Origin of the sequence: Lentzea sp. JNUCC 0626 (assembly GCF_043632865.1) — a bacterium.
Classification (GTDB): domain Bacteria; phylum Actinomycetota; class Actinomycetes; order Mycobacteriales; family Pseudonocardiaceae; genus Lentzea.
On the sequence record NZ_CP171635.1, the window covers coordinates 4,261,380 to 4,287,592 of the forward strand.

The 26,213-nt window shown below is 68.4% G+C and carries 38 protein-coding genes; 35 read left to right on the forward strand and 3 right to left on the reverse strand.

Translation table 11 applies throughout. The features are described from left to right. Positions 1-2: 2 nt before the first annotated feature. From JNUCC0626_RS18320 to JNUCC0626_RS18410, 19 genes are all read left to right on the forward strand, one after another. Positions 3-416, forward strand: coding sequence for a hypothetical protein (locus JNUCC0626_RS18320; RefSeq protein ID WP_394620973.1), 414 nt, complete (start codon positions 3-5; stop codon positions 414-416). Continuing rightward, positions 413-610 (forward strand): hypothetical protein, encoded by a 198-nt coding sequence (locus JNUCC0626_RS18325; RefSeq protein WP_394620974.1) that lies wholly within the window; start codon positions 413-415, stop codon positions 608-610. Before JNUCC0626_RS18320 ends, JNUCC0626_RS18325 begins: the two co-directional genes overlap by 4 nt. A 1-nt stretch (position 611) precedes the next feature. Further along, the gene (locus JNUCC0626_RS18330) at positions 612-899 is read left to right on the forward strand and encodes a hypothetical protein (protein ID WP_394620975.1); all 288 of its coding nucleotides are present in this window, start codon (positions 612-614) and stop codon (positions 897-899) included. Further along, complete coding sequence (locus tag JNUCC0626_RS18335; RefSeq protein WP_394620976.1) at positions 896-1,117, forward strand: hypothetical protein; 222 nt, start codon at positions 896-898, stop codon at positions 1,115-1,117. Before JNUCC0626_RS18330 ends, JNUCC0626_RS18335 begins: the two co-directional genes overlap by 4 nt. A 25-nt stretch (positions 1,118-1,142) precedes the next feature. Then, complete coding sequence (locus JNUCC0626_RS18340) at positions 1,143-1,649, forward strand: DUF1353 domain-containing protein (RefSeq protein ID WP_394620977.1); 507 nt, start codon at positions 1,143-1,145, stop codon at positions 1,647-1,649. A gap of 78 nt (positions 1,650-1,727) precedes the next feature. Beyond that, a complete protein-coding gene (locus JNUCC0626_RS18345; RefSeq protein ID WP_394620978.1) occupies positions 1,728-2,621 on the forward strand; it encodes an N-acetylmuramoyl-L-alanine amidase in 894 nt (297 codons plus the stop codon). A 145-nt stretch (positions 2,622-2,766) separates the two neighbouring features. Continuing rightward, on the forward strand, positions 2,767-5,448 hold the full coding sequence (locus tag JNUCC0626_RS18350; protein WP_394620979.1) for a phage/plasmid primase, P4 family: 2,682 nt from the start codon (positions 2,767-2,769) through the stop codon (positions 5,446-5,448). A gap of 29 nt (positions 5,449-5,477) precedes the next feature. Beyond that, complete coding sequence (locus JNUCC0626_RS18355; RefSeq protein ID WP_394620980.1) at positions 5,478-5,747, forward strand: hypothetical protein; 270 nt, start codon at positions 5,478-5,480, stop codon at positions 5,745-5,747. Between the two features lie 83 nt (positions 5,748-5,830). Next, positions 5,831-7,777: a DNA polymerase gene (locus JNUCC0626_RS18360; RefSeq protein ID WP_394620981.1), complete on the forward strand. Its 1,947-nt coding sequence runs from the start codon at positions 5,831-5,833 to the stop codon at positions 7,775-7,777. 81 nt (positions 7,778-7,858) lie between these two features. After that, positions 7,859-8,134, forward strand: a complete 276-nt coding sequence (locus tag JNUCC0626_RS18365) for a DUF7169 domain-containing protein (RefSeq protein WP_430623498.1) — start codon at positions 7,859-7,861, stop codon at positions 8,132-8,134. After that, the gene (locus tag JNUCC0626_RS18370) at positions 8,131-8,439 is read left to right on the forward strand and encodes a hypothetical protein (protein ID WP_394620983.1); all 309 of its coding nucleotides are present in this window, start codon (positions 8,131-8,133) and stop codon (positions 8,437-8,439) included. Before JNUCC0626_RS18365 ends, JNUCC0626_RS18370 begins: the two co-directional genes overlap by 4 nt. A gap of 389 nt (positions 8,440-8,828) precedes the next feature. Next, on the forward strand, positions 8,829-9,737 hold the full coding sequence (locus tag JNUCC0626_RS18375) for a hypothetical protein (RefSeq protein WP_394620984.1): 909 nt from the start codon (positions 8,829-8,831) through the stop codon (positions 9,735-9,737). Positions 9,738-9,804: 67 nt separating this feature from the next. Further along, entirely contained in the window at positions 9,805-9,954 is a 150-nt protein-coding gene (locus JNUCC0626_RS18380) for a hypothetical protein (protein ID WP_394620985.1), read from the forward strand. Beyond that, positions 9,951-10,289: a hypothetical protein gene (locus JNUCC0626_RS18385; protein ID WP_394620986.1), complete on the forward strand. Its 339-nt coding sequence runs from the start codon at positions 9,951-9,953 to the stop codon at positions 10,287-10,289. The genes JNUCC0626_RS18380 and JNUCC0626_RS18385 overlap by 4 nt, the downstream gene beginning before the upstream one ends. 318 nt (positions 10,290-10,607) lie before the next feature. Beyond that, entirely contained in the window at positions 10,608-12,710 is a 2,103-nt protein-coding gene (gene nrdJ / locus JNUCC0626_RS18390) for a ribonucleoside-triphosphate reductase, adenosylcobalamin-dependent (protein WP_394620987.1), read from the forward strand. Then, on the forward strand, positions 12,707-12,901 hold the full coding sequence (locus tag JNUCC0626_RS18395) for a hypothetical protein (RefSeq protein WP_394620988.1): 195 nt from the start codon (positions 12,707-12,709) through the stop codon (positions 12,899-12,901). Before nrdJ ends, JNUCC0626_RS18395 begins: the two co-directional genes overlap by 4 nt. Positions 12,902-13,027: 126 nt before the next feature. Then, entirely contained in the window at positions 13,028-13,750 is a 723-nt protein-coding gene (locus tag JNUCC0626_RS18400) for a hypothetical protein (protein ID WP_394620989.1), read from the forward strand. A 90-nt stretch (positions 13,751-13,840) separates the two neighbouring features. Continuing rightward, complete coding sequence (locus JNUCC0626_RS18405; RefSeq protein ID WP_394620990.1) at positions 13,841-14,470, forward strand: hypothetical protein; 630 nt, start codon at positions 13,841-13,843, stop codon at positions 14,468-14,470. A gap of 45 nt (positions 14,471-14,515) precedes the next feature. After that, complete coding sequence (locus JNUCC0626_RS18410; RefSeq protein WP_394620991.1) at positions 14,516-15,157, forward strand: hypothetical protein; 642 nt, start codon at positions 14,516-14,518, stop codon at positions 15,155-15,157. A 59-nt stretch (positions 15,158-15,216) separates the two neighbouring features. On the opposite strand, the gene JNUCC0626_RS18415 is transcribed toward JNUCC0626_RS18410, so the two are convergent. Then, positions 15,217-15,567 (reverse strand): hypothetical protein, encoded by a 351-nt coding sequence (locus JNUCC0626_RS18415; RefSeq protein WP_394620992.1) that lies wholly within the window; start codon positions 15,565-15,567, stop codon positions 15,217-15,219. Between the two features lie 64 nt (positions 15,568-15,631). On the opposite strand from JNUCC0626_RS18415, the gene cutA reads away from it, so the two are divergent. Continuing rightward, a complete protein-coding gene (cutA, locus tag JNUCC0626_RS18420) occupies positions 15,632-15,955 on the forward strand; it encodes a divalent-cation tolerance protein CutA (protein ID WP_394620993.1) in 324 nt (107 codons plus the stop codon). On the opposite strand, the gene JNUCC0626_RS18425 is transcribed toward cutA, so the two are convergent. Next, a complete protein-coding gene (locus tag JNUCC0626_RS18425; RefSeq protein ID WP_394620994.1) occupies positions 15,952-17,229 on the reverse strand; it encodes a helix-turn-helix domain-containing protein in 1,278 nt (425 codons plus the stop codon). The two genes, cutA and JNUCC0626_RS18425, sit on opposite strands and share 4 nt — an antisense overlap. 323 nt (positions 17,230-17,552) lie before the next feature. Here JNUCC0626_RS18425 and JNUCC0626_RS18430 point away from each other — a divergent pair, with 323 nt between their 5' ends. The 3 genes from JNUCC0626_RS18430 to JNUCC0626_RS18440 all read left to right on the forward strand — a co-directional run bounded on the left by JNUCC0626_RS18430 (position 17,553) and on the right by JNUCC0626_RS18440 (position 19,173). Then, positions 17,553-17,942, forward strand: coding sequence for a recombinase family protein (locus tag JNUCC0626_RS18430; protein ID WP_394620995.1), 390 nt, complete (start codon positions 17,553-17,555; stop codon positions 17,940-17,942). Between the two features lie 578 nt (positions 17,943-18,520). Further along, positions 18,521-18,766 carry a hypothetical protein gene (locus tag JNUCC0626_RS18435; RefSeq protein ID WP_394620996.1) on the forward strand — a complete coding sequence of 82 codons (246 nt, stop codon included), beginning with the start codon at positions 18,521-18,523 and terminating at the stop codon, positions 18,764-18,766. Continuing rightward, positions 18,763-19,173, forward strand: a complete 411-nt coding sequence (locus JNUCC0626_RS18440; RefSeq protein WP_394620997.1) for a hypothetical protein — start codon at positions 18,763-18,765, stop codon at positions 19,171-19,173. The genes JNUCC0626_RS18435 and JNUCC0626_RS18440 overlap by 4 nt, the downstream gene beginning before the upstream one ends. A 574-nt stretch (positions 19,174-19,747) precedes the next feature. Here the strand turns inward: JNUCC0626_RS18440 and JNUCC0626_RS18445 are convergent. After that, positions 19,748-19,912: a hypothetical protein gene (locus JNUCC0626_RS18445; RefSeq protein WP_394620998.1), complete on the reverse strand. Its 165-nt coding sequence runs from the start codon at positions 19,910-19,912 to the stop codon at positions 19,748-19,750. A 244-nt stretch (positions 19,913-20,156) separates the two neighbouring features. Here JNUCC0626_RS18445 and JNUCC0626_RS18450 point away from each other — a divergent pair, with 244 nt between their 5' ends. The 12 genes from JNUCC0626_RS18450 (at position 20,157) to JNUCC0626_RS18505 (ending at position 25,941) form a co-directional block, all read left to right on the forward strand. Next, complete coding sequence (locus JNUCC0626_RS18450; RefSeq protein ID WP_394620999.1) at positions 20,157-20,798, forward strand: hypothetical protein; 642 nt, start codon at positions 20,157-20,159, stop codon at positions 20,796-20,798. A gap of 74 nt (positions 20,799-20,872) precedes the next feature. Further along, a complete protein-coding gene (locus JNUCC0626_RS18455) occupies positions 20,873-21,103 on the forward strand; it encodes a hypothetical protein (RefSeq protein WP_394621000.1) in 231 nt (76 codons plus the stop codon). An 81-nt stretch (positions 21,104-21,184) separates the two neighbouring features. Continuing rightward, positions 21,185-22,198: a DNA cytosine methyltransferase gene (locus JNUCC0626_RS18460; RefSeq protein WP_394621001.1), complete on the forward strand. Its 1,014-nt coding sequence runs from the start codon at positions 21,185-21,187 to the stop codon at positions 22,196-22,198. A gap of 33 nt (positions 22,199-22,231) precedes the next feature. Then, on the forward strand, positions 22,232-23,227 hold the full coding sequence (locus tag JNUCC0626_RS18465; RefSeq protein ID WP_394621002.1) for a DNA cytosine methyltransferase: 996 nt from the start codon (positions 22,232-22,234) through the stop codon (positions 23,225-23,227). A gap of 78 nt (positions 23,228-23,305) precedes the next feature. Further along, a complete protein-coding gene (locus JNUCC0626_RS18470; protein ID WP_394621003.1) occupies positions 23,306-23,719 on the forward strand; it encodes a hypothetical protein in 414 nt (137 codons plus the stop codon). Further along, positions 23,712-23,963, forward strand: a complete 252-nt coding sequence (locus JNUCC0626_RS18475) for a hypothetical protein (protein ID WP_394621004.1) — start codon at positions 23,712-23,714, stop codon at positions 23,961-23,963. Before JNUCC0626_RS18470 ends, JNUCC0626_RS18475 begins: the two co-directional genes overlap by 8 nt. Continuing rightward, positions 23,960-24,259 carry a hypothetical protein gene (locus tag JNUCC0626_RS18480; protein ID WP_394621005.1) on the forward strand — a complete coding sequence of 100 codons (300 nt, stop codon included), beginning with the start codon at positions 23,960-23,962 and terminating at the stop codon, positions 24,257-24,259. The genes JNUCC0626_RS18475 and JNUCC0626_RS18480 overlap by 4 nt, the downstream gene beginning before the upstream one ends. Beyond that, entirely contained in the window at positions 24,256-24,594 is a 339-nt protein-coding gene (locus tag JNUCC0626_RS18485) for a hypothetical protein (protein ID WP_394621006.1), read from the forward strand. Before JNUCC0626_RS18480 ends, JNUCC0626_RS18485 begins: the two co-directional genes overlap by 4 nt. Then, positions 24,591-24,791: a hypothetical protein gene (locus JNUCC0626_RS18490; RefSeq protein WP_394621007.1), complete on the forward strand. Its 201-nt coding sequence runs from the start codon at positions 24,591-24,593 to the stop codon at positions 24,789-24,791. The genes JNUCC0626_RS18485 and JNUCC0626_RS18490 overlap by 4 nt, the downstream gene beginning before the upstream one ends. Beyond that, positions 24,788-24,994: a hypothetical protein gene (locus JNUCC0626_RS18495; protein WP_394621008.1), complete on the forward strand. Its 207-nt coding sequence runs from the start codon at positions 24,788-24,790 to the stop codon at positions 24,992-24,994. Before JNUCC0626_RS18490 ends, JNUCC0626_RS18495 begins: the two co-directional genes overlap by 4 nt. Then, positions 24,991-25,203, forward strand: a complete 213-nt coding sequence (locus tag JNUCC0626_RS18500) for a hypothetical protein (RefSeq protein ID WP_394621009.1) — start codon at positions 24,991-24,993, stop codon at positions 25,201-25,203. The genes JNUCC0626_RS18495 and JNUCC0626_RS18500 overlap by 4 nt, the downstream gene beginning before the upstream one ends. Before the next feature lie 267 nt (positions 25,204-25,470). Continuing rightward, the gene (locus JNUCC0626_RS18505; protein WP_394621010.1) at positions 25,471-25,941 is read left to right on the forward strand and encodes a hypothetical protein; all 471 of its coding nucleotides are present in this window, start codon (positions 25,471-25,473) and stop codon (positions 25,939-25,941) included. Positions 25,942-26,213: the final 272 nt, after the last annotated feature.

Consider the following 26,213-nt stretch of genomic DNA (forward strand, 5'->3'; position numbering starts at 1 on the left):
GCATGGCGAACCGCAACAAGGCCAAGGGTGACCGCTGGGAAAACGCCCTCCTGGAATACCTCCGCGAGGTCTTCGGGAGGGCGGCCATCCGACCCCGCCAGGAGGGCCACATCGACGTCGGCGACCTCCACATCTCGCCGTTCGTCATCCAGGCCAAGGACGAGGCGAAGCACACCTTCTCGTCCTATGTGGACGACGCCGAGAAGCAGGCCGCCGCCGCTGGCGAGCCCTACGGAGTCGCCGCGGTGAAGCGCCGCCAGCTCGGCGTCACCCGCGGCTACATCGTCGGCTCCGTCGGCACCTTCCGCCTCGTCGTCGCGCGCCTCCGCCGCGCCGAGGAGCTGCTCCTCCGCGCCAACCCCGACCTCTTCGACCAGCACATCAGCGAGACCAAGAAGGAGTCCGAGAACCGATGACCGCCCAGTCCTCGCTCAGCGAGGTGATTCTCCCGGCTCTGCCTCGCGGTGCCAGGTTCCTCGCCGCCCTCAACGTCCGGGCCTTCCGGACCGGCGTGCCGATCTTCGCCGGGTTCAACCCGGACGAGAAGGCCCGCCGCCGCGCCGCCGGTAAGCGCCAGCGCGCCGCGCGCCGAGTCCACCGGAGCCGCTGACATGGCACGCGTCCTGACCGCCAGCAACAACGAAATCTTCCGGGCCGTCGTGGTCGAGACCATCACGCGCGAGGGCGAAGAGCCGCGCTCGTTCACCTCGTACTACGGCCCGTTCGTCGACCGTGGCCCGGCTAGCTCCGCGATCACTCGCGCCAAGACCTCGGCGGCCTGGGACAACGACCGCCAGGTCTACATCGCCTCCGTGCGCGCCGACCACAAGCCGAGCACGCGCACCGTGGAGGGCCACGTCGAGAGCCTCTCCGGTGCCTGGGAGCGGGTGACGGCGTGAGCAGCTACGCGCGCCAGTACGAAGGCGACGTCCTCTACCGCGCGGTCATCGTTCGCCCGCTCTACGACGGCGGAACGCGGACCAGCTACCTCGGCCCCTACGACACCTCCGGCAAGGCCCAGGCCCGCCTCACCCGAGCCGTCGGCAACCCGCCCCGGCCCGGATACGAGGAGAGCCGCGTCGAGGTCGCCCACCCCGAGTGGATGCCGCTCTCCTGATGAAGCCCGAAAAGGAGTGCGCTCAGTGCCGTTCCTGACCAACCCGGTCGTCGCGTGTAAACCCGACGGCGTCTCCTTCCAGCTCGTCGAGCACGCCCGCTACCGCGGCAAGGTCGACGACTGGACCATCCCGGCCGGCTTCGGGACCGACTTCGCGACCATCCCGGCTGTCGTCTCCTGGGCCATCCCCAAGCTCGGGGCCTACACCCAGGCCGCCATCGCCCACGACTACTTCTGTGCCGCCGGAATCCTCTTCGGAGAGATCTCCGCCCGCGACACCGACGCCGTCTTCCGCCGGATCATGCGCGAACTCGGCGTGGACGCCGTCACGCGCTGGCTCGTGTGGACCGGCGTGCGTTGGGGAGCCCTCTTCAACCCGATCCGGCGGCCCGAGTGGTGGAAGGACGCCCCGGCGGTCCTGTTCCTCTCCCTCCTGGCCGCTCCGGTCATCGTCCCCGCCTCCCTCCTGGCCGTCGGAGGCCGCCTGGTCCTCCGGGCTGCCTCCGCAATCTCCCGGCTCTTCCGCCGGTAGACGCCCCACCCCACCCGAAGGCCCTGCCTCCCGCTCCGGGAGTCGGGGCCTTCGGCGTTTCCGAGAGGAGAACGCTGTATGGCGGAACCCGCCATCACCATCCGCGCCTATCACGACTCCGGTGGCGGCAACCTCACTCCGACCCGCGTGGTCATCCACGCCACCTCGGGTGGGACCGGCTTCCCCGCCGAGTCCGACGCCGGATCGGCCCGCGCGACCGCCCGCTACTTCGCGAGCGCGAGCGCTGGCGGCTCGGCGCACTACATCGAGGACGTCGCGGGCGAAGAGCACTGCGTCCCGGACAACGTCATCGCCTGGCACGCACCGCCCAACCCGCGCTCCATCGGCATCGAGATCTGTGCCGACTCCACCTACACGCGTGACCAGTGGCTCTCGCCGCAGGTGTGGCCGGCCGTGCTCCGGGCCGCCGCGCGCACGCGCGAGCTGTGCGACCGCTACGGCATCCCGCGTGTGAAGCTCTCCATCGCCGACCTCCAGGCAGGCCGCGGGGGCATCTGCGGTCACGTGGACGTCTCCAAGGCATTCGGCGAGAGCACCCACTGGGACCCCGGTCCCGGCTTCCCCTGGGACAAGTTCATGGAGGCCGTCGGCGGCTCGGCCGTCGCGCCTTCCGGACCAGCTCCGGCCCCGACCAACGCACCTCCGCGTCTGGCCTGGCCGTTCCGCGCTGACCACTACGTCGGCGACCGGCTGGGTCCGGACGCCAGCCACGGTGGGTGGTTCGTGGCGGAGCGCGGCTTCATCAAGAACGTCCAGCAGTGGCTCATCTACAAGGGCGTCGTCCCTGGCGTCCCGGCGTCGAGCTGGGCGACCTCCGGCTGGGCGGACGGCCTCTTCGACAAGCCGTACTCCACGGACGCCGCGATCGAGTGGCACCGCCGCTACTACCCCAACCAGCCCTACCCCGACCAGATCTGGAGCGACGACTACGACCGACTCGCCCGGCCCTGACGTCGCCGCCGAGAAACTTCGGTTTTCGGTGAGCAGATCGGCTCCGGTTCGCAGAGGTCCTCGGTGACCCGGACATGAACGAGCGGCCCCCGGCCTCCCACGTGGAGGTCGGGGGCCTTCTCGCGTTTACACGAGCTGGAGCACCGTGGACCCCTTCAACGACCCGACCCCAGCAGGGCGGTCGACGCCCCTCACCCTCGCCGCCTTCCTCGACCGGTTCCCCGAGGTCGAGACGGAGTCCAACGGCTACGTCGTGACCTGCCCGAGTCACGAGGACAGCAAGCCCTCTCTCCGCGTGGGCTACAACGCCGAAAGCAAGAAGATCGGCCTGAAGTGTCGCGCGGGCTGCGAGACCAAGAACGTCCTCGCCGCGCTCAAGCTCGGCATGGCCGACCTTTTCAACGTCGAGCCCGGCGACCTCGACGACGTCCGCTCCGCGGGCCGAGTGCCCGAGCGGCCTTCCGTCGGTGACCGCGCCGCGCTGAAGCTCTACCTCGACCGCACCGTGGCGTGCGCTCGCAACGCCGAGGACACCGAGGCCTTCGACTACGCCTTCCGTCGCTTCGGTGTCGACGCCGAGAAGTTCCGGGAGCTGGGCCTCGGCTACGACGACGGCACCGTGGACGGCGGACGCCTTGTGCTCTCTCGCGCGCTGTACCACGACGCTCCCCGCCTCGTCGTCCCGTTCAACGACTTTGACGGACACTGCCAGTACCTCCAGGCCCGCGCACTCCGCGGTGACGGCGTCCGCGCGAAGTGGTCCGGCCCCAACAACCCCGAAGGTGCCGCCTGGGCGAAGTTCGGCTTCTTCTCCGGCGGCTCCGGCTGGTCCGAGGTCATCGTCACCGAAGGCCCCGGCGACGCGCTCACCGCGACCGCACTGGGCTACGACGTCGTCCTGATCCGAGGTGCCGGGCTCGGCACGAACGCCGCCCTCGCCGACGAGCTGGCCGCCGGGCTCGCCGGCCGCCGGGTGGTCGTCGCCGGAGACGCCGACGCCTCCGGCCAGAAGTTCACGCGCGACGTCGCCGACGCCCTGTCGAAGCGCGGCATCGACGTCCACAAGCTCTCGATCCCGGTGGACGCCAACGACATCACGAAGTGGAGGGAGGTCTCCGGCGCGGCCTTCGACCGGGCCTTCATCCAGGCCGTCCAGGAGGCCCCGCGCTACGGCTCCGACGAGATCACCGTCGAGCAGATCGCCCAGGACATCACGAGGCTCTTCTCCGACGTCTACAACGCCCGGACGCTCCTCGCCGTTATCCAGGAGCAGGGCGGAGACGTCCGCTTCACCGGAGAGGCAGGCTTCATCGTCTACCGGCCGGACTCGGGGACCTGGGTCGTCGACCACGCGGAGTGGGTCCGCTCCCAGGCCCAGACCGTCGCCGCCCGCGTCCAGCGCGCCATCCTCGACCAGATGCAGTCGATGGACACCCGCGTCGCGGGCATCGACGACAAGACCCTCCGCGAGACCACCGGGGACCTCCTCGACGCCCAGCGCAAGAAGGCTCGGTCCGGCTCGCTGGTGTCCTACGTTATGTCCACTCGTGGCATCGACTCGATGATCCGCGAACTCCGCGCGCTGCCCGGCGTCTTCGCGTCCTACGAGGACTTCGACCAGCACCCGCATTTGTTGGCGTGCGGGAACGGAGTCGTGAACCTGGAGACGGGCGAGCTGATCCCGTACTCACCGGCCACGAAGGACCTCCTTCTTCTGCGCAGGGTCGACACGCCCTACGTCAAGGGCGCGCGGAACCCGCGCTGGGAGCGGTTCCTGGGGGAGATCTTCGACAAGTACCCGGATCTCCCGGCATACATGAAGCGGCTTGTCGGCTACGGCATCACGGGCCACACCACGGAACAGGCTCTGGCCGTGTTCTACGGCGGCGGCTCGAACGGAAAGGGCGTCTTCATCGAGACCCTCACCGGCATCTTCAAGGGGATCAGCACCACCACGCCGTTCTCGACGTTCGAGGTGAAGCCGTCCGGCGGCATCCCCAACGACATCGCCGCGCTCAAGGGCTCCCGGCTCGTCATGGCGTCCGAGGGCGAGCAGGGCCGCCAGATGGCCGAGGCCGTCATCAAGCGGCTCACGGGTGGCGACACGATCTCCGCGCGCTTCATGCGCAAGGAGTTCTTCGAGTTCGTCCCGACGTTCCTGATCATGTTGGCCACCAACTACAAGCCCAACTTCCGTGGCCAGGACTACGGCCTGTGGCGGCGGGTCAAGCTCATCCCGTTCGACCGCACCTTCACCGCCGACGACAAGGACCGCTACCTCACCGCGAAGTTCCTCGGGAAGCGCGTCCCCACCGCGGCCTATCGCGACGGCGAGAACTACGGCGACGGACCGGCTGGGATCTTGGCGTGGGCGGTCGAGGGCGCGATGGAGTGGTTCCGGTTGACCCTCCAGGACCCCGAGGTCGTCACGCGGGCGACGGCGGAGTTCAAGGAGACCAGCGACAACCTCGCCGAGTTCTACGCCGAGCACCTCGTGAAGGAGCCCAAGGGCCGCATCTCTGGCCAGGACGTCTGGCGGCTCTACCAGGAGTGGTGCGAGGAGGAGCAGCTCGACAAGAAGGACCGCTGGAAGCGCTCGACCTTCTGGAAGGCCCTGGAAGAGCGCGGAGCCGTCAAGACCCTGCCCGGCGGCTCGGTGAGCTTCAAGGGCATCCGCAAGCGGCGGCCCTCCGAGAGCCCCGGCGGGGCCGTGCTCGAGACCCCCGAAAAGTTCTCCGAAGATCCGCGAGCAGAAGAGGCACCGCTCGCAGACGTCCCCATCGAAGGAGCCATCCAGGCACCGAGCCTCGACGCCTTCCTCCCGTGACTGGCCCCGACGAAGGAGCACGAGCACAGATGTTCAAGCGCACCGACACCCCCACCGCCGTCGCCCCGGCCTCGATCGAGCAGACCTTTTCCGTCGCGTCGGGGGCCTCGGCCGCCGCAAAGTCCACCTTCACCACGACCATCGACGACCTGAAGACCGCCAATGCGGGCTTCGCCGCCGTCGAGGTCGACACCGAGGCCGAGATCGCCCGCCTCCAGATTCTCCGTCAGGAGGCCATCTCCCAGCGCGAGGTGAACGAGGCCGTCATCGCTCGGCTCCAGGACCTCGTCGGGGTCTAGCCGCCGCCCAGCTCCGCCCACACCCAGGCCCCGCCTCCACCACGGAGGCGGGGCCTTCTCGTGTTCGAGACAGGACGACGGCCGTGAAGACCTTCAAGTACCGCGTAGATCGGGAAGAAGTCACGATCTACTTCCCCGAGACCGAGGACGACCTGGCGGGCTTCCGGCGCTTCCTCAACGCCGCTCCCCGCGTCATCGGCCTCGACACCGAAACCACCGGCCTCCGGATCTACTCGCGTGGGTTCCGGTGCCGCCTGGTCCAGTTCGGCGACGCCCGCGAGGCCTGGGTCCTCCAGGCCGACCGGTTCCGCGCCGAGATCATCCGGGCGCTCGCGCGGCCGGAGCTCCGCTTCGTCGCCCACAACGCACCCTTTGACCTGCTGGTCCTCGACCGCGTCGGGCTCGCCTCGCTGGAGGACCTCGGCCCGAGGGTGTTCGACACCTACATCCTCGCCCATCTCTGCGACCCGCGGACCGACCGGGACGGCGGGGCCGGGCTCAAGCTCAAGCAGCTCGCCGCCGTCTACGTCGACAACGACGCCGCAGACACCCAGGACGGCCTCAACTCGATCTTCCTGGAGATGTACCGGGCCTGGAAGAAGACGGTGTCGCGCGACGAAATCCAGGCGTGGCAGCAGACCCACGCGAAGAAGCCGCACACCGCCTACGGCTTCACCCACATCGCCATCGACCACCCGCTCTACGTCACCTACGCCGGGCTCGACGTCGTTTACACGGCCCGGCTGCTGGCCGAGCTGGGCCTCCTGATCAAGGGTGCCGGGCTCACCAAGCTCGCCCAGTTCGAGCACCGCGTCCAGCTCATCACCACCCACCAGCAGCGCCGCGGACTGCTTATCGACGTCGAGTACACGAAGACGCTCGCCGGCCGCCTGGAGGAGGAGGCGGAGACCTACCGCCACGTCGCCAAGGGCTACGGGGTCGACAACGTCAACTCCACCCGCCAGGTGATCGAGGCCCTCCGGGGCATGGGCGAGGTGTGGAGCGACAAGACCGACACAGGCAACCCTGCCGTCGGCAAGGAGGTCCTCCTCCCGATGGCGGACCTGAACAAGGACTGGCAGCGGGTGGGCGTCCGCGATCCCAACCCGCTCGCCGACGCCATCGTCCGCGCCAAGCGCGCCGAGAAGTGGAAGGAGAGCTACGCCGTCCCGTTCCTCACCGACCGGGACGAGAACGACCGCATCCACCCGTCCATCAAGTCGCTCGCGGCCCGCACGGCCCGGATGAGCGTGTCCGGCCCGCCGCTCCAGCAGCTCCCCTCAGGAGACTGGACGATCCGGCGCGCAGTACTCGCCGACCCCGGCCACCTCATCGTCGCCGCCGACTACTCGGCCGTCGAGATGCGTGTCCTCGCCGCGCTGGCCGACGTGCGGGAGATGAAGCGGCTCATCGCCGAGGGTGCCGACCTCCACACCGCCACGGCGATCATGGTCTACGGCCAGGACGTCTGGGACGCCGCGACGCCCAAGCAGCGCAAGCGGATGCGCAGCCTGATGAAGACCGTTGGCTTCGGCAAGGTCTACGGCGGCGGGGCCACCGGCCTCTCGAAGCAGTCGGGCCTGCCCTACGCCGACGTCAAGAACGCCGTCGACCGCTACGACGTGGTCTACCCGGAGATCCCGGCCTACGGCCGTCTTCTCCAGCGCCAGGCCGCCTACAAGGGCGGGGCCGTTTACACGCCCGTCGGGCGGCGGCTCCCGCTCGACCGCGACCGGGCCTACGCCGCGACCAACTACGTCGTCCAGAGCAGCGCCAGGGACGTCCTCGCCCAGGCCCTGTGCCGCATCGACGACGCAGGGATGAGCCACCTCGTGTTGCTCCCGGTCCACGACGAACTCGTCTGCCAGGCCCCGGCCGGTGAGGCCGAGGAGGTCATCCGCGAGATCGGGCGGCTCATGGAGACCACCGTCCGCGACGTCTTCATCCAGTCCGAGCCCGAGGTCTACGGGCGGAGCTGGGGAGCCGGATACATGAGCCCTGACGACAGAGCGTCACTGGACGCTGCCTGATTGAACAGTCAACTACTCCGAACGAGTGAAGAGCAAACGAGAGAAGTGGCGATGAGTAACGCTCGGAAGTTGTACCTCGACATGGCCAATAGCGTTAGGACGCTTGGGGGAGTCCTGGGGCCTGCACTTGCCGTGCAGTACGAGCCTTCCCCCGGCACGCGGATCAACGGCAGCCAGGGGGTACCTAATCCGACTCTCTCGACCGTCGTGGACCCGCGCCGCCTTGCGCTGTCCGAGGAGATCGGAGCGACCGCCCGCGACATGCGGGCGGCCATCGCTCTCCTCGAACCGCACATCCGGACCCTCCGCCAGGCTCTCGCCCGGTGGGAGGGAGAGGAAGGGAGCCACGACCTGTGACCGCGTCTTCATCTTCGACGTCGACCGGCTCCGACATCTCGGAGTCCGACCTCGAAGCCGGAAGGGCGCTCCACGCGAGCCTCTTGGCCGAAGCGCGCGGATTCATCAACGACTTCATCGAGAGGCGAGCCGAGGCAGACAAGCTCGGCACCCCCATCCCCTCGACGGAAGACGTACTGGAGAACCCCGCGTTCTGGTTGATCGGCCCTGGCCGCGCGCTGACCGACACGGCGCTCTGCGAGCACAAGATCCTCATCACGAACTTGTGTCCGTTCTGCCTCTGTGAGTGTCGGCAGCCGGCGTAAGACCCACCTCCCCCCGCCACTAACGCCCCCGCCTTCCCCCAGGAGGCGGGGGCGTTTTGGCGTTCACGGACTGTGATGCAGTCGACGCTAAACCTGATCTTCCCTATTCCACGACGAGGGTGTTAGCGTCCGTTTAGCCACCGAAAGCTCACGGTGACTACGGTCGAGGGTTTGCCTCGACGCCAGGCTCGAAGGGACCGCCCGTGCGTCACCGCTTAGCGATCTAGCCCCACGCGGCGGCCCCGCTTCACCCCCCCGGCCCTAATCGCCGGTCTCACACCTCGCGTCGCCGAGGTGCCTCATGCGCTCGACCGCTCCCCGGCGGAGCGACCCCTTGCGCCCTCAGTAGGTCACTAAAAGTGACGAACTCGTAACCAGGAGTCATCGCCATGCGCTTTTCATCCTCGGCCACCCTCGCGACCACTGCCACCGAAAGCTTTCTGTCGTTCGAGGAACAGTGCGAGCTGATCGCCGCCGCCCAGAACGTCCCGTGCTCCGTCGACACCGACACCGAGGGCAGCGAGGTCGTCCGCTTCGGCCGCACGCCTGAAGCCGACGCCGCCATCACCCGCCTCGTCCAGGCCTTCACGCCGCTCATCCGCTCCCTGGCGCGCACCTCGGCGCGGCTGGACTACGACGAGGCCGAGGCTGTCTGCCTGGAGCGCTTCCTCCAGGCCGTCCGGGAGCACGACCTCGACTCCCCGATCCCGTTCTCCCGCGACATCCGGACGATGCTGCGCTACGAACTGTCCGACAAGGGCCGCACGTCCGACCTCGTCCAGATCAAGGAGAACGTCGCCGCCCGCTACTTCCGTCTCCTCCGGGACTGCGACTTCGACGCGACGGCCGCCTACGAGATCTGCCGGACCACGCCCAACGGCCTCGACCCCCAGACCTTCCTCGCGGTCCACCGGGCTTACGGGCACGTTGTCTCGCTCGACCTGGCCCTCACGGGCGACGAAGACGCCGAGGACCGCCACGAGGCGTTCCTGATCGACCAGATGGCCGGGGACTACACCGAGGACATCGCCCAGCGCGACCTCGTCGGCTGGCTGTTCACCAAGGTCAACGACCAGGAGGAGCAGATCCTTCGCCTCCGCTACGGCTTTGGCGACGCTGTCACCGAAAGCATTCGGTCGGAAGCCGGTTTCCTGCCGACCTCCAGCGACCCCGTCATGACCGACGGCCAGGTCGCCCAGTGCGTGCGCCTCCCGCTCTCCACCTGCAACCGCCAGCGCCGGAACGCCCTGGCCACCATGCGCGCCGCCCTCGACGCGCTGGCCGCAGAAAGCGAGTGAGCAGACCTCCCGCAACTCGCAGACGTCCCGAGTGACCCCCGAGCACAAGCCCCAGAAGGAGCCAGCAGTGAGCATCTCGACCGCCCTGTCCCTCGAAGACCTCGACGAGACCTACCCGATGGACTTCGACCAGCTCGACGAGCTGGAGACCGTGCGCGCCGAGCGCGCCCGCGAGTACCTCACCGGCCTCCCGGCCCGTCCGGGCACCCGCCGGTGACCACATGGTCTGACCTCCGCCTGTTGTCCTCGATCGCCCACGTGATCGAGGACAACGACGGACGCCCCCGCCCCTTCATGGACCAGGCCGCGGACATCGTCGGCCAGCTCGCCGAGGCGGGCTACGCCATCGTCCCGGCTTCCCGACCGCGCGCCGAGCTGGCCGACCAGCTCCGCTCCGCGGTTCGCGAGCTGGAGCTGGCCGTCGACACCGCCTCCTACTGGGACGGCCTCAACGGCACCCGCGAGCGCCACGAGGCCGCGCGTGCCGTTGTGGCCGCCCTCATCGACGAAGTCACTCACACCGACCGGGAGGGCTCCCCGTGCTCGACCTGATCGCCATGATGCTCGGTTGCATCTGGCTCGGCGTGTTCTTCCTCCGCCTCGCCGAGCTGGTCGAAGAGATCGAGAAGCGCGACCGCGAGAACGGCCTCCGGTGACCCTCGCCCTCGTCCTCCTCCTCTGGCTCGTCCTCTCCGTGCCCGTAGCGCTGGCCATCGGCCGCGCGATCCGGCTCCGCGACGAGCGCGGCTAAGCCGCCCTCAACACGGCCGCCGCCCTGGCTACCTCGGTGCCTGGGCGGCGGCCTTTTCGCCGTCAAGAACGCCTTGACGCTCTTCGCCCGATCTCCTGTGACCTGGAGCAACCGCCCTGATGCTGTCCTTCAAGCTCTCTGACGCCTTCGTAGCCAGCTACCTCGGCCGGCCCGTCCCCTGGGGTTTCACCGACGCCGCCGGTAACTCGGTGGGCGAGCTGGTGTTCCTCCGTACCTACTCCCGCATCAAGGCCGACGGCTCGAAGGAGACCTGGCTGGAGGTGTGCCGCCGCGTGGTCGAGGGCGTCTTCTCCATCCAGAAGGACTACGCGAAGTCCAACCGGCTCCCGTGGTCGGACCGCAAGGCCGCCGCGACCGCCCAGGAGATGTTCGAGCGGATGTTCCACTTCAAGTGGACCCCGCCCGGCCGAGGCCTGTGGATGATGGGCACGCCGCTCGTCAACGAACACCGCAACTCCGCCGCCCTCCAGAACTGCGCCTTCGTTTCAACGGGCTCGATGACCAAGACCGACCCGGCGGAGCCCTTCGCCTTCCTCATGGAAGCCTCCATGCTCGGCATCGGCGTCGGCTTCGACACCAAGGGTGCGGAGAAGAACTTCCCGGTCTACAACGCGGGCATCTCCGGCATCGAGAGCCGCCGCGAGCGCGAGCCCGAGCTGACTGCCGAATACGTCGCCCGCCACACCTACGTCATCCCCGACACCCGCGAAGGCTGGGTGGAGTCGGTAGTGCGGCTGCTGAACTCCTACCTCAAGGCGGACGCCCCGGTCGTCTTCTTCGACTACTCCCAGATCCGCCCGGCCGGAGCGCCGATCACGACGTTCGGCGGGACGGCCGCCGGCCCCGAGCCGCTCCGGCGTCTCCACGAGAAGCTCCGGGAAATCCTCGACCGCCGCGCCACCTTCGGCCAGGACGTCGGGATGCCGGAGTACCGGTCCGTCCTGACCTCCACGGACATCCTCGACATCGGCAACCTCATCGGCGTCTGTGTCGTGTCCGGCAACGTCCGTCGCTCCGCCGAGCTGGCGCTGGGCACGATCGACGACGAGGAGTTCCTCAACGCCAAGGACTTCGCGGGCTCGGCCGCATCTCGAGCGGAGTGGGGCTGGATGAGCAACAACTCCGTCGCCGTGAACGTCGGCGACGACCTCTCCCGCGTCGTCGAGGGCATCCAGCGCAACGGCGAACCCGGCGTGGTGTGGATGGACCTTTCCCGCGACTACGGCAGGCTCGTCGACCCGCCCAACGGCCGCGACCACCGAGCGGCGGGCTACAACCCCTGCGCGGAGCAGACGCTGGAGTCCTTCGAGTGCTGCACGCTCGTCGAGACCTACCTCAACCGCCACGAGAACCTCGACGACTACCTCCGCACGCTGAAGTTCGCCTTCATGTACGCGAAGACCGTGACGCTCCTGCCGACCCACTGGGCAAGGACGAACGCGATCATGCAGCGCAACCGCCGGATCGGGACCTCCATGTCTGGCATCGCCAACTTCGCCGACCGGCACGGCCTGGCCGAGCTGCGCCGCTGGATGGAGGCGGGCTACAGCACCGTCCAGCACTACGACACGGTCTATTCGGAGTGGCTCTGCGTCCGCGAGTCCATCAAGGGCACCACGGTCAAGCCGAGCGGAACGGTCTCGATCCTGGCCGGTGAGTCCCCCGGTGCCCACTGGGCTCCCGGCGGGGAGTTCTTCAACCGCCGTGTCGTCTTCGCGGCGGAGGACCCGCTCGTCCCGCTCTTCCGCTGGGCGGGCTACGACGTCGAGGACTCCGTTTACACGCCGGGGACCTCGGTGGTCGTCACGTTCCCCGTCCAGTCCCAGGCGAAGCGCTCCGAGAAGGATGTCTCGATCTTCGAGAAGGCCAACCTCGCCGCGACCGCCCAGCGGTACTGGAGCGACAACTCCGTCTCCGTCACGGTCTCCTTCGACCCGGCGACGGAGGGCCAGCACGTCGGGACCGTCCTGGCGATGTACGAAGGCCAGCTCAAGACCGTGAGCTTCCTGCCGATGGGCGGGGCCTACGCCCAGATGCCCTACGAGGAGATCACGGCCGAGGCCTATGTCCGCGCCCAGTTCCGGCTCATGCGCGTCGACCTCTCCGAGGTCTACGCCGGCCGGGCACTCGACGCGGTCGGCGAGGCGTACTGCACCACGGACGCCTGCGAGGTCAAGACCCCCGCCGGGATCGCCTCGTGAGCGCGCCGAAGCGGCCCGAAGCCGCCCACACGAAGGTCTTGCGCGCCGTCGGGAGCGGGAGCCTCATCGGCTTCCTCATCGCCGCACTGGCCGCCTGGTCCTGGGTCTGTGTCGCTCTTGCCGTCGGCATCTTCGTCGGCACCGCCGTAGTCGACCTGATCTGGGACGGCATCGACCAGCTCCGCGGCTGACCCCTCCTCCCCTCAACGGCCCCGTCGTCCACATCGGACGGCGGGGCCTCGAAGTCGCGTGAGCAGAAACCCGCCAAGTCGCAGACGTCCCCGATTGACCCCGCACCGCAAAGAACGAGGAGCACCGTGAGCACGACGTTCCGCCGCAACCAGCGCGTCACCATCCGCCAGACCGAAGCCCTCGCCGATCGCCGCTTCGTCGGCATGGAGGGCGTCTACCTCGGCCGGTCCGGCATGGGCAACACCGGGGCCTACATCGTCCAGGTCGCCAACCCTCTCGGTATCAGCCCGCACGTCGTTCGCGCCCGCACCATCGAGGCCGTCGTCACCACCAACGTCAGCACCCCCTGGGCCATCCACACCTCGAACGCCACCCGCACGACCAAGCCCGCCGAGGCCGAGGGACCGGTCCTCATCGACGTCAAGCGCGCCCAGGCCGCCGCGCTCGCCCACCAGCTCCTCGGTGGTCCCGAGGCGCACCTGGACGACCTCATCGGGGTCGCCGAGTTCCTCCTGGGCGAGCACAAGCCCGTCACGCGCATCGCCGACGTCGCCGACTTCGCCGAGGTCACTCGTTCCGCGAGCACCTCACTCCAGTCCGCCGTCCAGTCTGCCGTCCAGACCCTGCTCGACGCCGCCAAGCCCGCACCGACGATGCCGAACGACGAGGCCCGCGAGGTCGTCCGCTCCGAGCTCAACGTAGACGAGCTGGCCGTCCGGTTCGACGACACCCCGGACGACGACGTCGTCAGGTTCGAGAGCTACGGCACCACCTACCTCAAGACCAGCGACGTCGACAAGCTCATCCGCTACCTCCAGGCCGCGAAGGTCGCTCACGCCGCGCGCTGAACCCGCACCACCCCGAGCCGAGGCCCGGCCACCAGCTGACCTTCGAGGTCCTGGTGGCCGGGCCTCTTCCACGTTCCCAAGGAGACCCGCGTGTCCGAGACCACCACCCCCTCCCCCTCCTACCGCCCCGGTGACAAGGTCCGCGTCCTGGTCGACGAGCCCTACTCGACCGAGCTGGCCGCAGGCGACATCGTCACCGTCATCCAGCAGACCACCAAGACCGAGCCCGACGGCTCGGACCTCGACGTCGTCCAGGTCGCCACCGACGGCGGTACCCGCTGGCTCGGCCTCGACGTCGTCGAGCCCTTCGCCGACGCCTACCGGCCCGCCGAGCCGGACGAGGTGGTCGACGCCCAGCTCCGCGCGATCTTCGACGGCGACCCCGAGCTGGCCGCCTGGGCGCACGATGCGGAGATCGCCCTCGGTGCCGAGGACGCGAAGGTCTCCGACCGCCTCCAGCCCACGCACGCCGACGATCTGGAGCACTACGAGGGCTTCGTCTTGCCCGGCCCCGGCAACCAGTTCGTCGTCAAGGACTTCAACGACGATGTCCTGACCATCGCCTACGCCGAGCACAACTGCCCCAAGCACGGCAAGGAGGGAGCCTTCTTCTTCTCGGTCAACGACCACACCAACCCGGTGATCATCCCGGCCGCCCTCGTCGGCCCCGTCATCGCCTTCCTCCTCGACCGCGCGCGGTTCTCCCAGCGCCCGGAGTGACCCGAAACGCCTTGCACTGCTGGTCAAGGCAGGTACCTTGCTCGGGTGACTCACCGCAAGCTCTCGGTCGCTCTACTCGCGCTGGCCGCTGCCCTGACCATGTCGGCTTGCGGCGGCGGCAACTCCGCCGCCCCCGCCAGCTCCCCCTCGACCTCCACCAGCTCGGCGTCCACGCCGGCCACGGCTCCGTCGCTCGACCGGAGTCAATGCCAGGACCCCTACTTCGCCAGAACGCACGCCGAGTTCTGCGCCAACGTCCCGGACACGACGATGGGACCGGCCACCTCCACCGCGGCCTTCCCAGGCACCGGCCTCGAAGCCCGTGTCCTCTCGGTCAAGATCGGCCCCGCCGACCCCACCCGGCCAGGCAAGGCGAACGAGACCACCCTGGTCACGATCACGATCGAGCTGAAGAACACCGCCACCGAGCCATTCGTCTTCTCCTCGGCCGGAAACTCCGTGACCGAGCTGCTCCTCCACGGCCAAGACCTCTACGAGGCGACCTCCTGGACCGTCTCACCCGGAGGACGAAACGACCTCCCGGCCCGACTGACCACCGGCTCCACCACGACCACCACGTCTCAGTTCACGGCCCCCGCATCCGTACCGCTCTCCTTCTCGTTCAACCCCAGCTCCCAGACCCTCCCCACGTACACCTTCGCCGGAGTCGAAACGCTCGCGCGCTAGCAACAACGAACGCCCCCGGCCTCGATGAGGTCGGGGGCGTTTACACGTTCTGGGGTGGCTTAGCCCTGCCAGCTCCGGCCGCGTTGCTCCGGTCGGGCGGGGACGTCGTTTCGCGGCTCCAGAGCCGTCTCGATCACCAGGTGCGCCATGCGGAGCCCGCCGTCGCCCTTCTGTTCGATCCGGTAGGACACGAACCCCGCCCAATGCCCGGTGGTTGTCATCTGCCAGAAGTGCAGCTCACCGGGGACGCGTGACTGAAGATCGACCCCCTCCGGGAAGGCGAACCGTGGCGGCCCGCCGATCGGGTTGACCTTGTCGAGGTGGACCCAGACCGCCGTCTTCGGGTTACGGCGGACGATCCGCCCGCCCTTGCGTGGCGGCTCAGCTCGACTGCCGAGTCCATCGATCACATGTTCGATTATGCGTGGCGACCGCGAACCGCGAAACGCGGAGCCTCGTCGGTACGCTCAGCCCATGTCGTCTGAGTACGTGATCGTTGCAACCACGACCGACAGCGAAGAGAAGGCCCGAACTCTCGCGGCCAGCGTGGTCGATGCCCACCTTGGCGCTTGCGCCCAGATCACCAGTCCCATCACCAGCGTCTACCGGTGGCAGGGCAACGTCCAGACAGACCAGGAGTGGCGGGTCGAGATCAAGACCGCCGCCGACCGCGTCGAGGCCCTCGTCGAGCACATCAACGGCAACCACTCCTACGACCTGCCCGAGGTGGTCGTCACTCCGATCATCGGTGGCAGCGCCGCGTATCTGGACTGGCTGGGCACCGAGAGCCGCGGCTAGGCCAGAAGCTGTTGGGTGAGCTGCTCTCGCGTACGGCCCGCCGCACTCCGGCGGTCCTCTGGGAGCAGCTCGACCAGCTCCCACAACCGGTCAATCGCCAGGCTCGCCTCGGTGCGGACAGCCAGCGGCGCAGCTTGGCCAACCAGCGCATCTACCCGGTCGAAGTCCGCCACTCGGCTCGCCGACGTCGCGAGGTCCGCGAGGACGAGCGCCTTGACCTTGTTCTCGGTCGGCATCAAGGAGTCGAGCAGGTTCCTCGCCGCGTCGTCGGTGTCTGGGTGGCCGAGGCGTCCGAACGCCGACACGGACAGCCCGCCCAGCCTGCTCGGCGTGAAGAAGGCGGTCCACGACCGCTCGGTCATCGGGTTCGCGTAGTCGAACACCGTCATCGCGTTGTCCAACGCCCGCAGAGTTCCCGACGCATCGCCGAGGCCAGCCAGCTCCTCCGCGCGCCTCGCGGACACCCATGACTGCGTCGCCGCTGCCGCACCCCGAACCTTGGCGCTCGCGTCGGCGAGCAACCGGACCGCTCCGTACGGGTCCTTCTGGTCCGCCGCCAGGTAGCTCCAGTAGGCCAGCACACACGCTTCCAGCGCGTTGTCGCCGGCCTGGCGGGCCAGGTCGATCGCTGTCTCGTACCGGTTCTTCGCGGGTGTCGTCCGGTCGACGTCGAACAGCGACCAGCCTTCGAGCGCCGCAGTCTCTCCGGCCGCCGAAAGCAGACGGCGACGGAGACTGTCGTCTGCCGTCGTTTTGACCAGTTGCATGATCTGTAGTCGGTGCGTTTGCAGGGAGACAACCAGCTCTCTCGCTGGCTGTGTCTCCTCTGACCGGAAGAAGTCGGTGGTCTTCTCCTCGATCAGCTTGACTGCGATTGCGTCGGCGGGGCTCTGCCGGGTGAGCAGGTCGGCCACGCGCTGCCACGGACTGTCCAACAGGCCGGAGCCTGCCGCCAACGCGGCCCCGGCGAACTTCAACAATTCTCGTCGGTCCACGTCTTCGAGGTTAGCTTTTTCCGGAGCCACGCCGGATTCGTCCGAAGTATCGCCGAGGTCGAACCACAGAAGATCTGCGGGTACCGCCAGCACACCGGCCCACTTCTCCAACTTGTCCAGGTCCGAGGGCGGCTTCTCCGCACCCTCCAGCCGACTGACCTGAGCCTGGCTCAAGCCGAGCCAGTCGCCCATCTTCTGCTGGGTGATGACCGGGGTGTGAGCGTGCCGGTAGGCGTACAGGAAGCGCCCAAAGTGCTTGGCCCGCAACGCTTCCCGCACCGCGGAGTCCTGCCAGAAGGCGGCACCGCACGCCGGAGGGCGACGTGTAAACGCCTGGGCTCCGGGCTTCTTGGCGCACGGCGTGCAAACGTTCGCCCGCTGGTCATTTGCCAGGCGAGCGCCACACCGGGCGCACCCGCGACGCGTCTTGGTCACACACCCATCGTAGCGACGGTTTCCATCGAAACGTATACGTCCAGACACCCTCTGTTCAGGTGATATACCTCCGACGCATACGTGATCAAGATCCGTATACGCGCCTGTCGTTTCCAGTCATACGAGAATCGCCGCACAGTCGTACCTCGCACCGGAGGAGGTACGCGATGAGGCCCGAACTACGGAACGGCGACGCCAAGCCCGACGACCCCGAAGACTGCGTTGTCGGCTACGTGCGGATTGAGCCCGCCGATCCAGCAGCGCTCGGGCCGCTCTGCGAGAGCGTCCGCGCCTTCTGCCGCGCGAAGGGACTGATTCTCGGCCCGGTGTTCATCGACCGCGAGGTCTCTGGGAGCGAGGCGGACCGAATCGGTTTCACCGCTCTGACGGACGTGCTGGCGCTCCCGTTCGTCAAGGGCGTCGTGATGCCGTCGCTCGACCATCTGTCTCCGACGATGGATGTCCGGGTGCGCCTCATGAAGCTCTTCCTGAGGTACTCCACCCCGGTCCACGTCGTCGAGGAAGTCGAACTGGGTGCAGACGGAGCGTGCGCGTGATGCGCCGCTCACAAGCCTCCATAAGCACACCCTCGGCGGGGGCAGCGTCGAGGAAGCTGGCGGGCAGCGACGTTCAGAGCGCGAGGGTTCCCACCCCGTACGCGCTCCGCCGCTCGCCCGCCCTCAAGCCGCAGCGGGGACGCCGTACCCCCGAACGTCGTCCCCGCTGCGCTTCGCTGGCCGATGAAGCCACCCGAACACCGAGCAGGTCGAGGTGACCTCATGGGGCTGGCTGTGTGTGTTCTGGACGGCTCTATCAACCGCGAACCGAATAGCCGACATCCTCGCCGACCTCTCCGGCTTCCCGGAGCCGACGGCTACGAAGCGGAAACGACGTTCATACCCCGAATCCCCACTGGCCCAGATGCTTCGAGCAACGACGGCTGGTGTGTGGAATGCGACGCCGAGAAGCACGTCTGGGCAAAAGCAGCGCGGATCGAGGTAACCGAGGTCGGCACGCTCCACCGCCGCCCTTGCGAGTGCGACTGTCCATGCTTTCGCGAAGACGTCCGAATCGAGAATCCCCACCCTTACCAGCGGCGGAATCTGATCGAGCCGCCTACCAGCCGGAGAACGGAATGACGAAAGAAGTAGCCAAGCAAGACGACAGCTTGACCCTGGTGGGTTTCTCCTCGAAGAGGGTCAAGATACTTCTCGCCATCTTGCACCTTGAGGCCGGCGACGTGGTCGAGGTTCCCGAGAAGCTCGCCGAACTGTGGGGCTTCGGACGAATCGCATTTGTGGTCGACGACGACACCCCGACGACCGCCGTCCTCTCGAATCACGACCTGACCAAGATCTCGCAAGGGCTCGACATCTCATGAGAGGGAGAGACCTCCTCGACCGGGCCGCCGCGAAACGGGTCGTCGAATACGCAAACAACCTGGTCGACGAAGCCGGGAAGTTGACCGCCATCGAGCGCCGCGAAATTGCAGACGTTCTACAGGCCGAAGGGCTGGCAGTCGGGCGCTGGAGGATCGGACATCTGGCCAGCGGGCTCCTAATCGTGGGTCTCGCCGTCTTGACGATCCTCGGCGCAATCGACGTTAGCCGCGGTACGTCTCCATCCATCGCCCTCGTCCTGATGTGGGTCGGAGCAATCGGCCTGTCGTTCGTCGCTGGCTCGGTGTGGAAGCTGGCCGGCCGGGCCATCGACTACCCCATCGGCATGTACGCCGTGGCGATCACGGAGCACGCGCGAAAGCTGCGCGACACCGAGAAGCCGAAGTAGCCGCACGGCAGATCTCGAGAACGGCTCCCGGATGCGCACGCCCAAGCCTCGACATTGTCGACCACAAGGAGGCCCGCCATCGAATAGTCAGAACGAGTGAGCACCTGGATTTCAGCACAGGCCACAGGCCTCGATCCACGCGCACGTCGAGGCCTGTGGCCGTCCATGTACAACGAGGAGAAACGATGCGGATTCTCGACTTTCACAACGGGGCCGGAATAGGAATCGGGGTCCGGCCGGTGTATACCGCCGGGCGAGGCGGTGCCGGTACCGGACCCACCTCCGGGCACGGAAAGAGCGGGGGCACCACGGGGCCAACCACCGACAACCCGCACCCGCCGAGCCTGCCGCCGAACCCGGACTTCCCGCCGGACGAGACGTGAGCCAGAGCATGCACTCTCCTCGCCGTCACCACCGCCCGTGCGTTGTCCGCGGCGTCACCGGCGACCAGGCGATGAGCTACCCGCCTTTTCAACCCAGCGGCCCTAAGCGGCCTGGCGCTCCATACTGGTCCAACCTCTTCCGATGGCCCCCAGACACGCCAGGAGCCGTTTCGGAATAGCGTGGGCCGCCGCTACTGACCGCCTTCGCGGGCACGGAGAAGCGTCAAGATCTCCTTGACGTCTTTTTTCAACTCGGCGACATCGCTGGCGAGCTGGTCGAGCTTCTCGTCTCGCTCGCCAGCCAGCTCGGACAAGCGAGTCTGAAGGCCACGAACGCGAGTTTCTAGGTTCGACATAGGCCGGATTCTACTCACGCGCACACGCCGACGCCCCGCGTCAAAACAGGAAGAACAACGAGGCCCCCTTCTCTCCAGGAGGGGGCCTCTCGGCGTCCATGCGCGCACCCGAAACAACATGCCACCGAAAGCCTTCGGTGGTGTGACCGAGCCCACACGTTTACACCCTTCCAGTCACCGAAAGCTTTCGTTAACTTCTTCCTTGTCCGGCCCACCGGGGGCCGGGAACACCGAGGAGGCCCCGATGTCCGCTCCCACCATCACCCGCGAAGCCTGGCTCCACGCCGCCATCGAGGCCTTCCGTCCCCGCTTCGAAGAGGTCGGCCTCCCGCTGCCCGAGAAGATCCACGTCTCGGTCGGCTTCGGTGGCTCGGCCCGCGCCGAGAACAAGAACATCCTCGGCGTCTGCTGGTCGCGAGCCGCCTCCGCCGACGAGGTCAACCACATCTTCATCTCCCCGGTCCTCGACGACACCGCCCGCGTCCTCGACGTCCTGATCCACGAGCTGATCCACGCCGCCGACGACTGCCAGAGCGGCCACAAGGGCCGCTTCGCCGAGACGGCCACCCGGCTCCGCCTGGAAGGCCCGATGACCGCCACCACGGCCTCGGTCGAGCTGGCCGCCGAGATGATCACCCTCGCCGCAACGCTGGGCGAGTACCCGCACGGCAAGTTCATCGCCTTCGACCGGGTCAAGGTTCGCCCGGAGGTCCCCGGCGACGAGACGGTCCCGACCTCCCCCTCCTCCTCCGGCCCGAAGGCCCAGGGGACTCGGATGCTCAAGGTCATCTGCCCGGAGGACGGCTACACGGTCCGCACGACGGCCAAGTGGCTCGCCAAGGGCTACCCCTCCTGCCCCTGCGGCTCCGAGATGGTCGACGGCTGACCTGAGCCAACGAAAGCGTACGGTGGCCCTGCCTCTCCGGCGGGGCCACCTTCCCCCCTCGACCGGAGGCCCCGATGGACAAGCAGACCAACGCCCTCGTCCGCGAGCTGGACAACCAGGGCTTCGCCGTGACCCGCAAGAAGAACAACCACTACGAGGTCAGAACGGCCACGGGCGAGTTCGTGACGGTCCTCCCCTCGACGCCCTCCGAGGCCCGTGGCCGACTCAACGCCCTTGCCTGCCTCCGCCGCCACGGCTACGACGACCCCAAGCGCCCCCAGCGCCCAAAGCGCAAGGCCGCCTGACCGCCCCGGCCCCGTCCTCTACCAGGAGGGCGGGGCCTTTTCGTGTGAGCAGCCCCACCGAAACTCGCAGACGTCCCCCGCATGGATCAGGACTTCTACGACGCCGTCGACCTCTTCGCCGGTCCGGGAGGCTGGGACGTGGCGGCACGCTCCCTCGGCCTCCGTACGCGCGGCATCGAGAAGGACCACGCCGCGTGCCAGACCCGCCGAGCCGCCGGGCTCCCCACCTACGAGGGCGACGTCCGCGACTTCGACCCCATCGAGTTCCTCGGCGTGCCGGGCTTCATCGCCTCCCCGCCGTGCCAGACCTTCTCCGTCGCCGGGAAGGGTGCCGGGCGGAAGGCCCTCGACCTCGTCCTCATCGGCATCAAGAGCCTCGAAGCCCGCCAGGCCGTCGACACCTCGGCCTTCATCGACGAGCGGACGGCCCTGATCCTGGAGCCGCTCCGGTGGATGCTCGCCGTCCTCGACGTCGGCCAGCCCTTCGAGTGGGCCGCCTTCGAGCAGGTCCCCACCGCGCTCCCGGTCTGGGAGGCCGTGGCCGGCGTACTGCGCCGCGAGGGCTACTCCGTCGTCACCGGCAACCTCGACGCCGTCGAGTTCGGCGCCCCCCAGACCCGCTCGCGCGCCATCCTCATCGCCCGCCGAAGCGGAGTCGCCGCGCTCCCCGAGCCGACCCACCGGCCGTTCCGCAAGGGCGGAGCCCAGCACGCCGGAGAGCCGGAGCTCCTTCCCTGGGTCTCGATGGCCGAGGCCCTCGGGTGGCCGCCCGGCCTCGTCGGCTTCCCGCGGCTCGCTGACCCCGGCGCTCAGGTCATCACCATCGGCGGCACGGACTACCGCGCTCGCGACCTCCGGCACGCCGACCAGCCTTCGTTCACCGTGACCGAGAAGGCCCGGAGCTGGCAGCGCTGGCCCAGCACCGACGGCGACGCCGAGCCGGTCCGCGTGACGGTCGAGGAGGCCGCCGCGCTCCAGTCCTTCCCCGCCGGGCACCCCTGGACCGGCTCCCGCTCGAAGGTGTTTCAACAGGTCGGCAACGCGATTCCTCCCGTACTCGCCCGCGCCATCCTCACCGCGGCTACGAGTTCGTGAGCACGGCGGGCACTTCTCGCAGACGTCCCGAGAATGCCCTCCACTTTCGCCGAACCGGCGTATGACGCCGTCGACCTCTTCGCCGGTCCCGGCGGATGGGACGTCGCTGCCCGACAGCTCGGGATCACCGCATACGGAATCGAGAAGGACCACGCCGCGTGCGAAACGCGACGCGCGGCGGGCCTTCTCACCGTCGAAGCCGACGTCCGCGACTTCGACCCGGTCGCCTTCCGGACCGTCCCCGGCTTCATCGCCTCCCCGCCGTGCCAGACCTTCTCGGCGGCGGGACGAGGCGAAGGCCGCAAGGCGTTGGACGACGTGTACCGCCTCGCGAAGACCCTGGAGGCCCGCCAGACCGTCGACTACTCGATCTTCACCGACGAGCGGACCGGCCTCGTCCTGGAACCGCTTCGCTGGGTCCTCGCCGCGACCGACGCCGGAACCCCCTACGAGTGGCTCGCCTTCGAGCAGGTTCCCGCCGTGCTGCCCGTCTGGGAGTACATGGCCGAGACGTTCCGGCGTGAGGGCTACACCGTCGCAACCGGCAAGCTCTCCTCCGAGGAGTACGGCGTTCCCCAGGTCCGCAAGCGCGCCTTCCTCGTAGCCCGTTTACACGGAGGCGTGGCGCTCCCGGCCCCGACTCACCGGCCCTACAAGAAGAACGTCGCCCAGGCCGACGGCGACCCCGCCCTCCTCCCATGGCGGAGCATGGCCGACGCGCTCGGCTGGGGACTGACCCACCGGCCCTACCCGACGATCGCCTCCGGCATCACGGGCGGCCCCGACCGCGAGAAGGTCGGCGGCTCCGGCGCACGCAAGCAGATCTACGCCGAAAAGGACGCGGGCCGCTGGGTCGACAACGGGACTGGAATCGCCCGGATCTCGATGGACGAGGCCGCCGTCCTCCAGTCGTTCCCGCCGGGCCACCCGTGGCAGGGCAACCAGACGAAGATCTTCCAGCAGATCGGCAACGCCGTCCCTCCGGCACTCGCTCGCGCCGTGCTGGCCGCCGCCTCGGGAATCGCCTGAACCACCGGCCCCGCCCTCGTCGAAGGGCGGGGCCAACTCGCGTGAGCAGACTTTGCCGATCTCGCAGACGTCCCGTGCATGACCGAAGCGACCAAGCCGACTCCCCGCCGGAACGGCACCGGCCTCGAATGGACGGCTCCAGCCCAGGAGGCCCAGCGCATCCTCGGCGACCGCGTCGAGGCTGGCGTGAACACGTGGGCTGACCACGTCCTCGCCGCGCTCTTCCAGACCCTCGCCGCACCGGAGCCCGCCACGCTCCTCGCCGCGCTCGACGACCTCCACGCGGTCACCTCGGCGTGGTCGGCGGACGTGAAGGACCACGTCGCCACCGCCGACGGCCACGCCGCCACGTTCTCGCCCTGGGAGGGGTCGAAGAACACCACCACCGGACTCCCGCTCGTCGACTGGGAGTGCACCTGCGGCATGTCCGACCACGGCTTCCTCGACGAGGCCGAGGCACGCGCGGACTGGGAGGCCCACACCAGTGGATGACCAGCCCCCGCGCCTCGGCCGCGCTCGCCTCGCGTTGATCTGGCCCCGCCGCTTCGGCCGCACGGTCATCTACGAGGCCCTCGAAGCCGCCTACGAAGCGGGCCGCCAGGACTTCGCCCAGGAGGCCCTCGACGACCTCGCCGCACGCGGCTTCTCCATCGCCCTCTGGCAGAGCCACACCCGCCGCGACATCCGCCGCTGGATCGAGGGCCTCCGCGCGCGAACGAAGTGGAGCGACACGTGACCCGCTACCCCTACCGCCAGTTCCCGCACCGCTTCGCGGGGAGCTGCTCCGAGCGCCAGTCCGTCGGCGACCCCGGCCACTGCGAGGCGTGCTGCTCGGTCGGCCACGTCCAGGCCCACCCCGACCTCGGGTGCGCAGACGTCGGATGCGACCTCGCGCACCCCGAGCCCGCTGTCACCGTGTCCGCCGTCCAGGACTGGTTGGCGGCCCACCCGCCCTCGGCGGGCTTCCAGCTCCAGCCCTGGCAGGCCGCCTACCTGCTGTTCCTCTACCAGCGAAACGGGTTGATCCGATGAGCGTCCGTATCTGGAAGGACCCCGACTCCGACGCCCTCCGCATCCAGTACGACGGCGAGGACGGCCCGCTCTACGAGGTCGCCGACGGTGACGCTCCCGGCGACGAGGTCGACTCCGTCCCCGGCAACTGGGTCGACATGGAGGAAGTCCGCGAAGAGCGGACCATTCCCGTCTCCAGGCTCCGCGCACTGGCCGACTTCCTGGAGGACCAGGCCAAGCGCGGAGCGTTCTTCACGCCTCGCGGCCTCGACGGCGAGCGGCTCGCCGGAGCCCAGGCTCTCGCCGACACCGCCGGACGTATCCACAGCCTTATCCACACTGGGGACTTCACGTGACCGCCCTGGACCAGCTCATGCCGATCGAGAGGGCCGCCGTCGTCGCCACGGCGGTCCTCTTCGACGTCGAGGCCGAGGACCTGGCCGCCGACGTGCGGCCCTCCTGGCCCACCGAGGAACCGACCTACACCCCCGGCGGAGTCGTTTACATGCCCGCTTCCCTGCCTGGGCCCCACTCTCGAGGATGGTTCCAGTGATCCAGCTCCAGACGCTCGACCCCGACGAGGCCCGCAAGGCCGCCGCGTTCGTCAAGGCCATCGCCGAGGTAGAGCAGCGCTTCGGCCTCATCCTCGACGCCGTCCCCAGCGGAATCCGCATCGGCCCGCTCACGTCGCCCTACGCCCTCGTCCGCGAGTCCAACGACCAGCCCTTGAGGCTCGCCCTGGAGGTGACCGTGTGAGCCGCTTCCACGAGGAACTCGTAGCCTCCCGCCGTCGAGGCACCGCACCGGGGCAGACGGCCGAGGCCTCGCCGGCCGCACCGGTCGCCGTGACGTTCCTGCCGATCCCCGACGGCGTCCCGCTCCTCGTCTGCTCCAGGTGCGGCTCACCGGTCACCGCGGACCGGACCGACTACCACGCGGAGTGGCATCTCCAGATGGGTTACTGACCGCAAGGCCCCCGTTCTCCACTGTGAGAACGGGGGCCTTTTTTGCGTTCGCGGCCCTGACCGAACCCCACTGGGAGTGGGCTTCCAGGGCTCTTGCTCTATTACTACCTATGTGTAAACGCTCTTCATAGGAGTTATTGGCACAGAGGCATCAGATCCCCACTCCTGGTGGGGTTACGACCTTCCGCCGCGCCCGGACAAACACTTCGAGCCACCGAGAGTTTTCGGTAGCATCTCGCCTGGAAGTCCCGCCAGGAGGAGAGGCACGTGCCCACCGAGATTGATCCCGAGTTCGCCGAGGCCGTCGACAAGGCCACGCCCGCCCAGCTCCGCGCGGCCCTTCGGGCCGTCGCCCGCATCGAGTTCCCCGAGACCCGCCAGACCGGCGACGCGCTCGCGCTGCTCAACGACGGCTGGACGACCGCGTACCACCGCGCGTGCAACGTCGCCTTCGACGAGCTGGACAGGACGCCGGACGAGGCCAGTTCCACGACGACGCACACGCTCACCAGTGCCACTTCCGAGCTGTACGGCTACGGAGCCGAGCTGGACACGATCGTCGCGGATCTCCTCGCCGATGATGCCACCGCCGAAGCGCGCTATGAGCGCTACGACCGGCTCTCCGCCACGATGCGCGGACTCCTCCCGCTGAACGAGAAGCTCATCCCGGTCCTCGCAGCCTTCGCCGAGACCCTCCCGCGCGAAGAGCGTCCCGACCATGACCGGGCCAACGTCTAGCCCCCTCAAGCACAAGGCCCCGTTTCTGCCAAGGAGAAACGGGGCCTTCCGTCTGTCCAAAGTGGCGCTCAGGCTGTCACTGGCTCATACGGGGTTGGAGGGAATTCCGCGTTCTCCGCCTTCTGCCCGAACGACGTCCACACCAGCGCGAAGTACGTGAAGAGGAATCCCAGCAAGCTTCCGGCCATGAGTTCGAGATTCCGCGAGCCGCTCCATGGGAACGTCCACACCATGTCATGGTTCCGCTACAGAACGGGCGACCCCGCCGTCTC

Excerpts from the sequence above, each read along its gene's own strand:
- JNUCC0626_RS18320 (WP_394620973.1), top strand. The coding sequence starts at position 3 with ATGGCGAACCGCAACAAGGCCAAGGGTGACCGCTGGGAAAACGCCCTC.
- JNUCC0626_RS18325 (WP_394620974.1), top strand. The coding sequence starts at position 413 with ATGACCGCCCAGTCCTCGCTCAGCGAGGTGATTCTCCCGGCTCTGCCT.
- JNUCC0626_RS18330 (WP_394620975.1), top strand. The coding sequence starts at position 612 with ATGGCACGCGTCCTGACCGCCAGCAACAACGAAATCTTCCGGGCCGTC.
- JNUCC0626_RS18345 (WP_394620978.1), top strand. The coding sequence starts at position 1,728 with ATGGCGGAACCCGCCATCACCATCCGCGCCTATCACGACTCCGGTGGC.
- JNUCC0626_RS18355 (WP_394620980.1), top strand. The coding sequence starts at position 5,478 with ATGTTCAAGCGCACCGACACCCCCACCGCCGTCGCCCCGGCCTCGATC.
- JNUCC0626_RS18365 (WP_430623498.1), top strand. The coding sequence starts at position 7,859 with ATGGCCAATAGCGTTAGGACGCTTGGGGGAGTCCTGGGGCCTGCACTT.
- JNUCC0626_RS18375 (WP_394620984.1), top strand. The coding sequence starts at position 8,829 with ATGCGCTTTTCATCCTCGGCCACCCTCGCGACCACTGCCACCGAAAGC.
- nrdJ (WP_394620987.1), top strand. The coding sequence starts at position 10,608 with ATGCTGTCCTTCAAGCTCTCTGACGCCTTCGTAGCCAGCTACCTCGGC.
- cutA (WP_394620993.1), top strand. The coding sequence starts at position 15,632 with ATGTCGTCTGAGTACGTGATCGTTGCAACCACGACCGACAGCGAAGAG.
- JNUCC0626_RS18430 (WP_394620995.1), top strand. The coding sequence starts at position 17,553 with ATGAGGCCCGAACTACGGAACGGCGACGCCAAGCCCGACGACCCCGAA.
- JNUCC0626_RS18435 (WP_394620996.1), top strand. The coding sequence starts at position 18,521 with ATGACGAAAGAAGTAGCCAAGCAAGACGACAGCTTGACCCTGGTGGGT.
- JNUCC0626_RS18440 (WP_394620997.1), top strand. The coding sequence starts at position 18,763 with ATGAGAGGGAGAGACCTCCTCGACCGGGCCGCCGCGAAACGGGTCGTC.
- JNUCC0626_RS18445 (WP_394620998.1), bottom strand. The coding sequence starts at position 19,912 with ATGTCGAACCTAGAAACTCGCGTTCGTGGCCTTCAGACTCGCTTGTCC.
- JNUCC0626_RS18450 (WP_394620999.1), top strand. The coding sequence starts at position 20,157 with ATGTCCGCTCCCACCATCACCCGCGAAGCCTGGCTCCACGCCGCCATC.
- JNUCC0626_RS18455 (WP_394621000.1), top strand. The coding sequence starts at position 20,873 with ATGGACAAGCAGACCAACGCCCTCGTCCGCGAGCTGGACAACCAGGGC.
- JNUCC0626_RS18460 (WP_394621001.1), top strand. The coding sequence starts at position 21,185 with ATGGATCAGGACTTCTACGACGCCGTCGACCTCTTCGCCGGTCCGGGA.
- JNUCC0626_RS18465 (WP_394621002.1), top strand. The coding sequence starts at position 22,232 with ATGCCCTCCACTTTCGCCGAACCGGCGTATGACGCCGTCGACCTCTTC.
- JNUCC0626_RS18470 (WP_394621003.1), top strand. The coding sequence starts at position 23,306 with ATGACCGAAGCGACCAAGCCGACTCCCCGCCGGAACGGCACCGGCCTC.
- JNUCC0626_RS18485 (WP_394621006.1), top strand. The coding sequence starts at position 24,256 with ATGAGCGTCCGTATCTGGAAGGACCCCGACTCCGACGCCCTCCGCATC.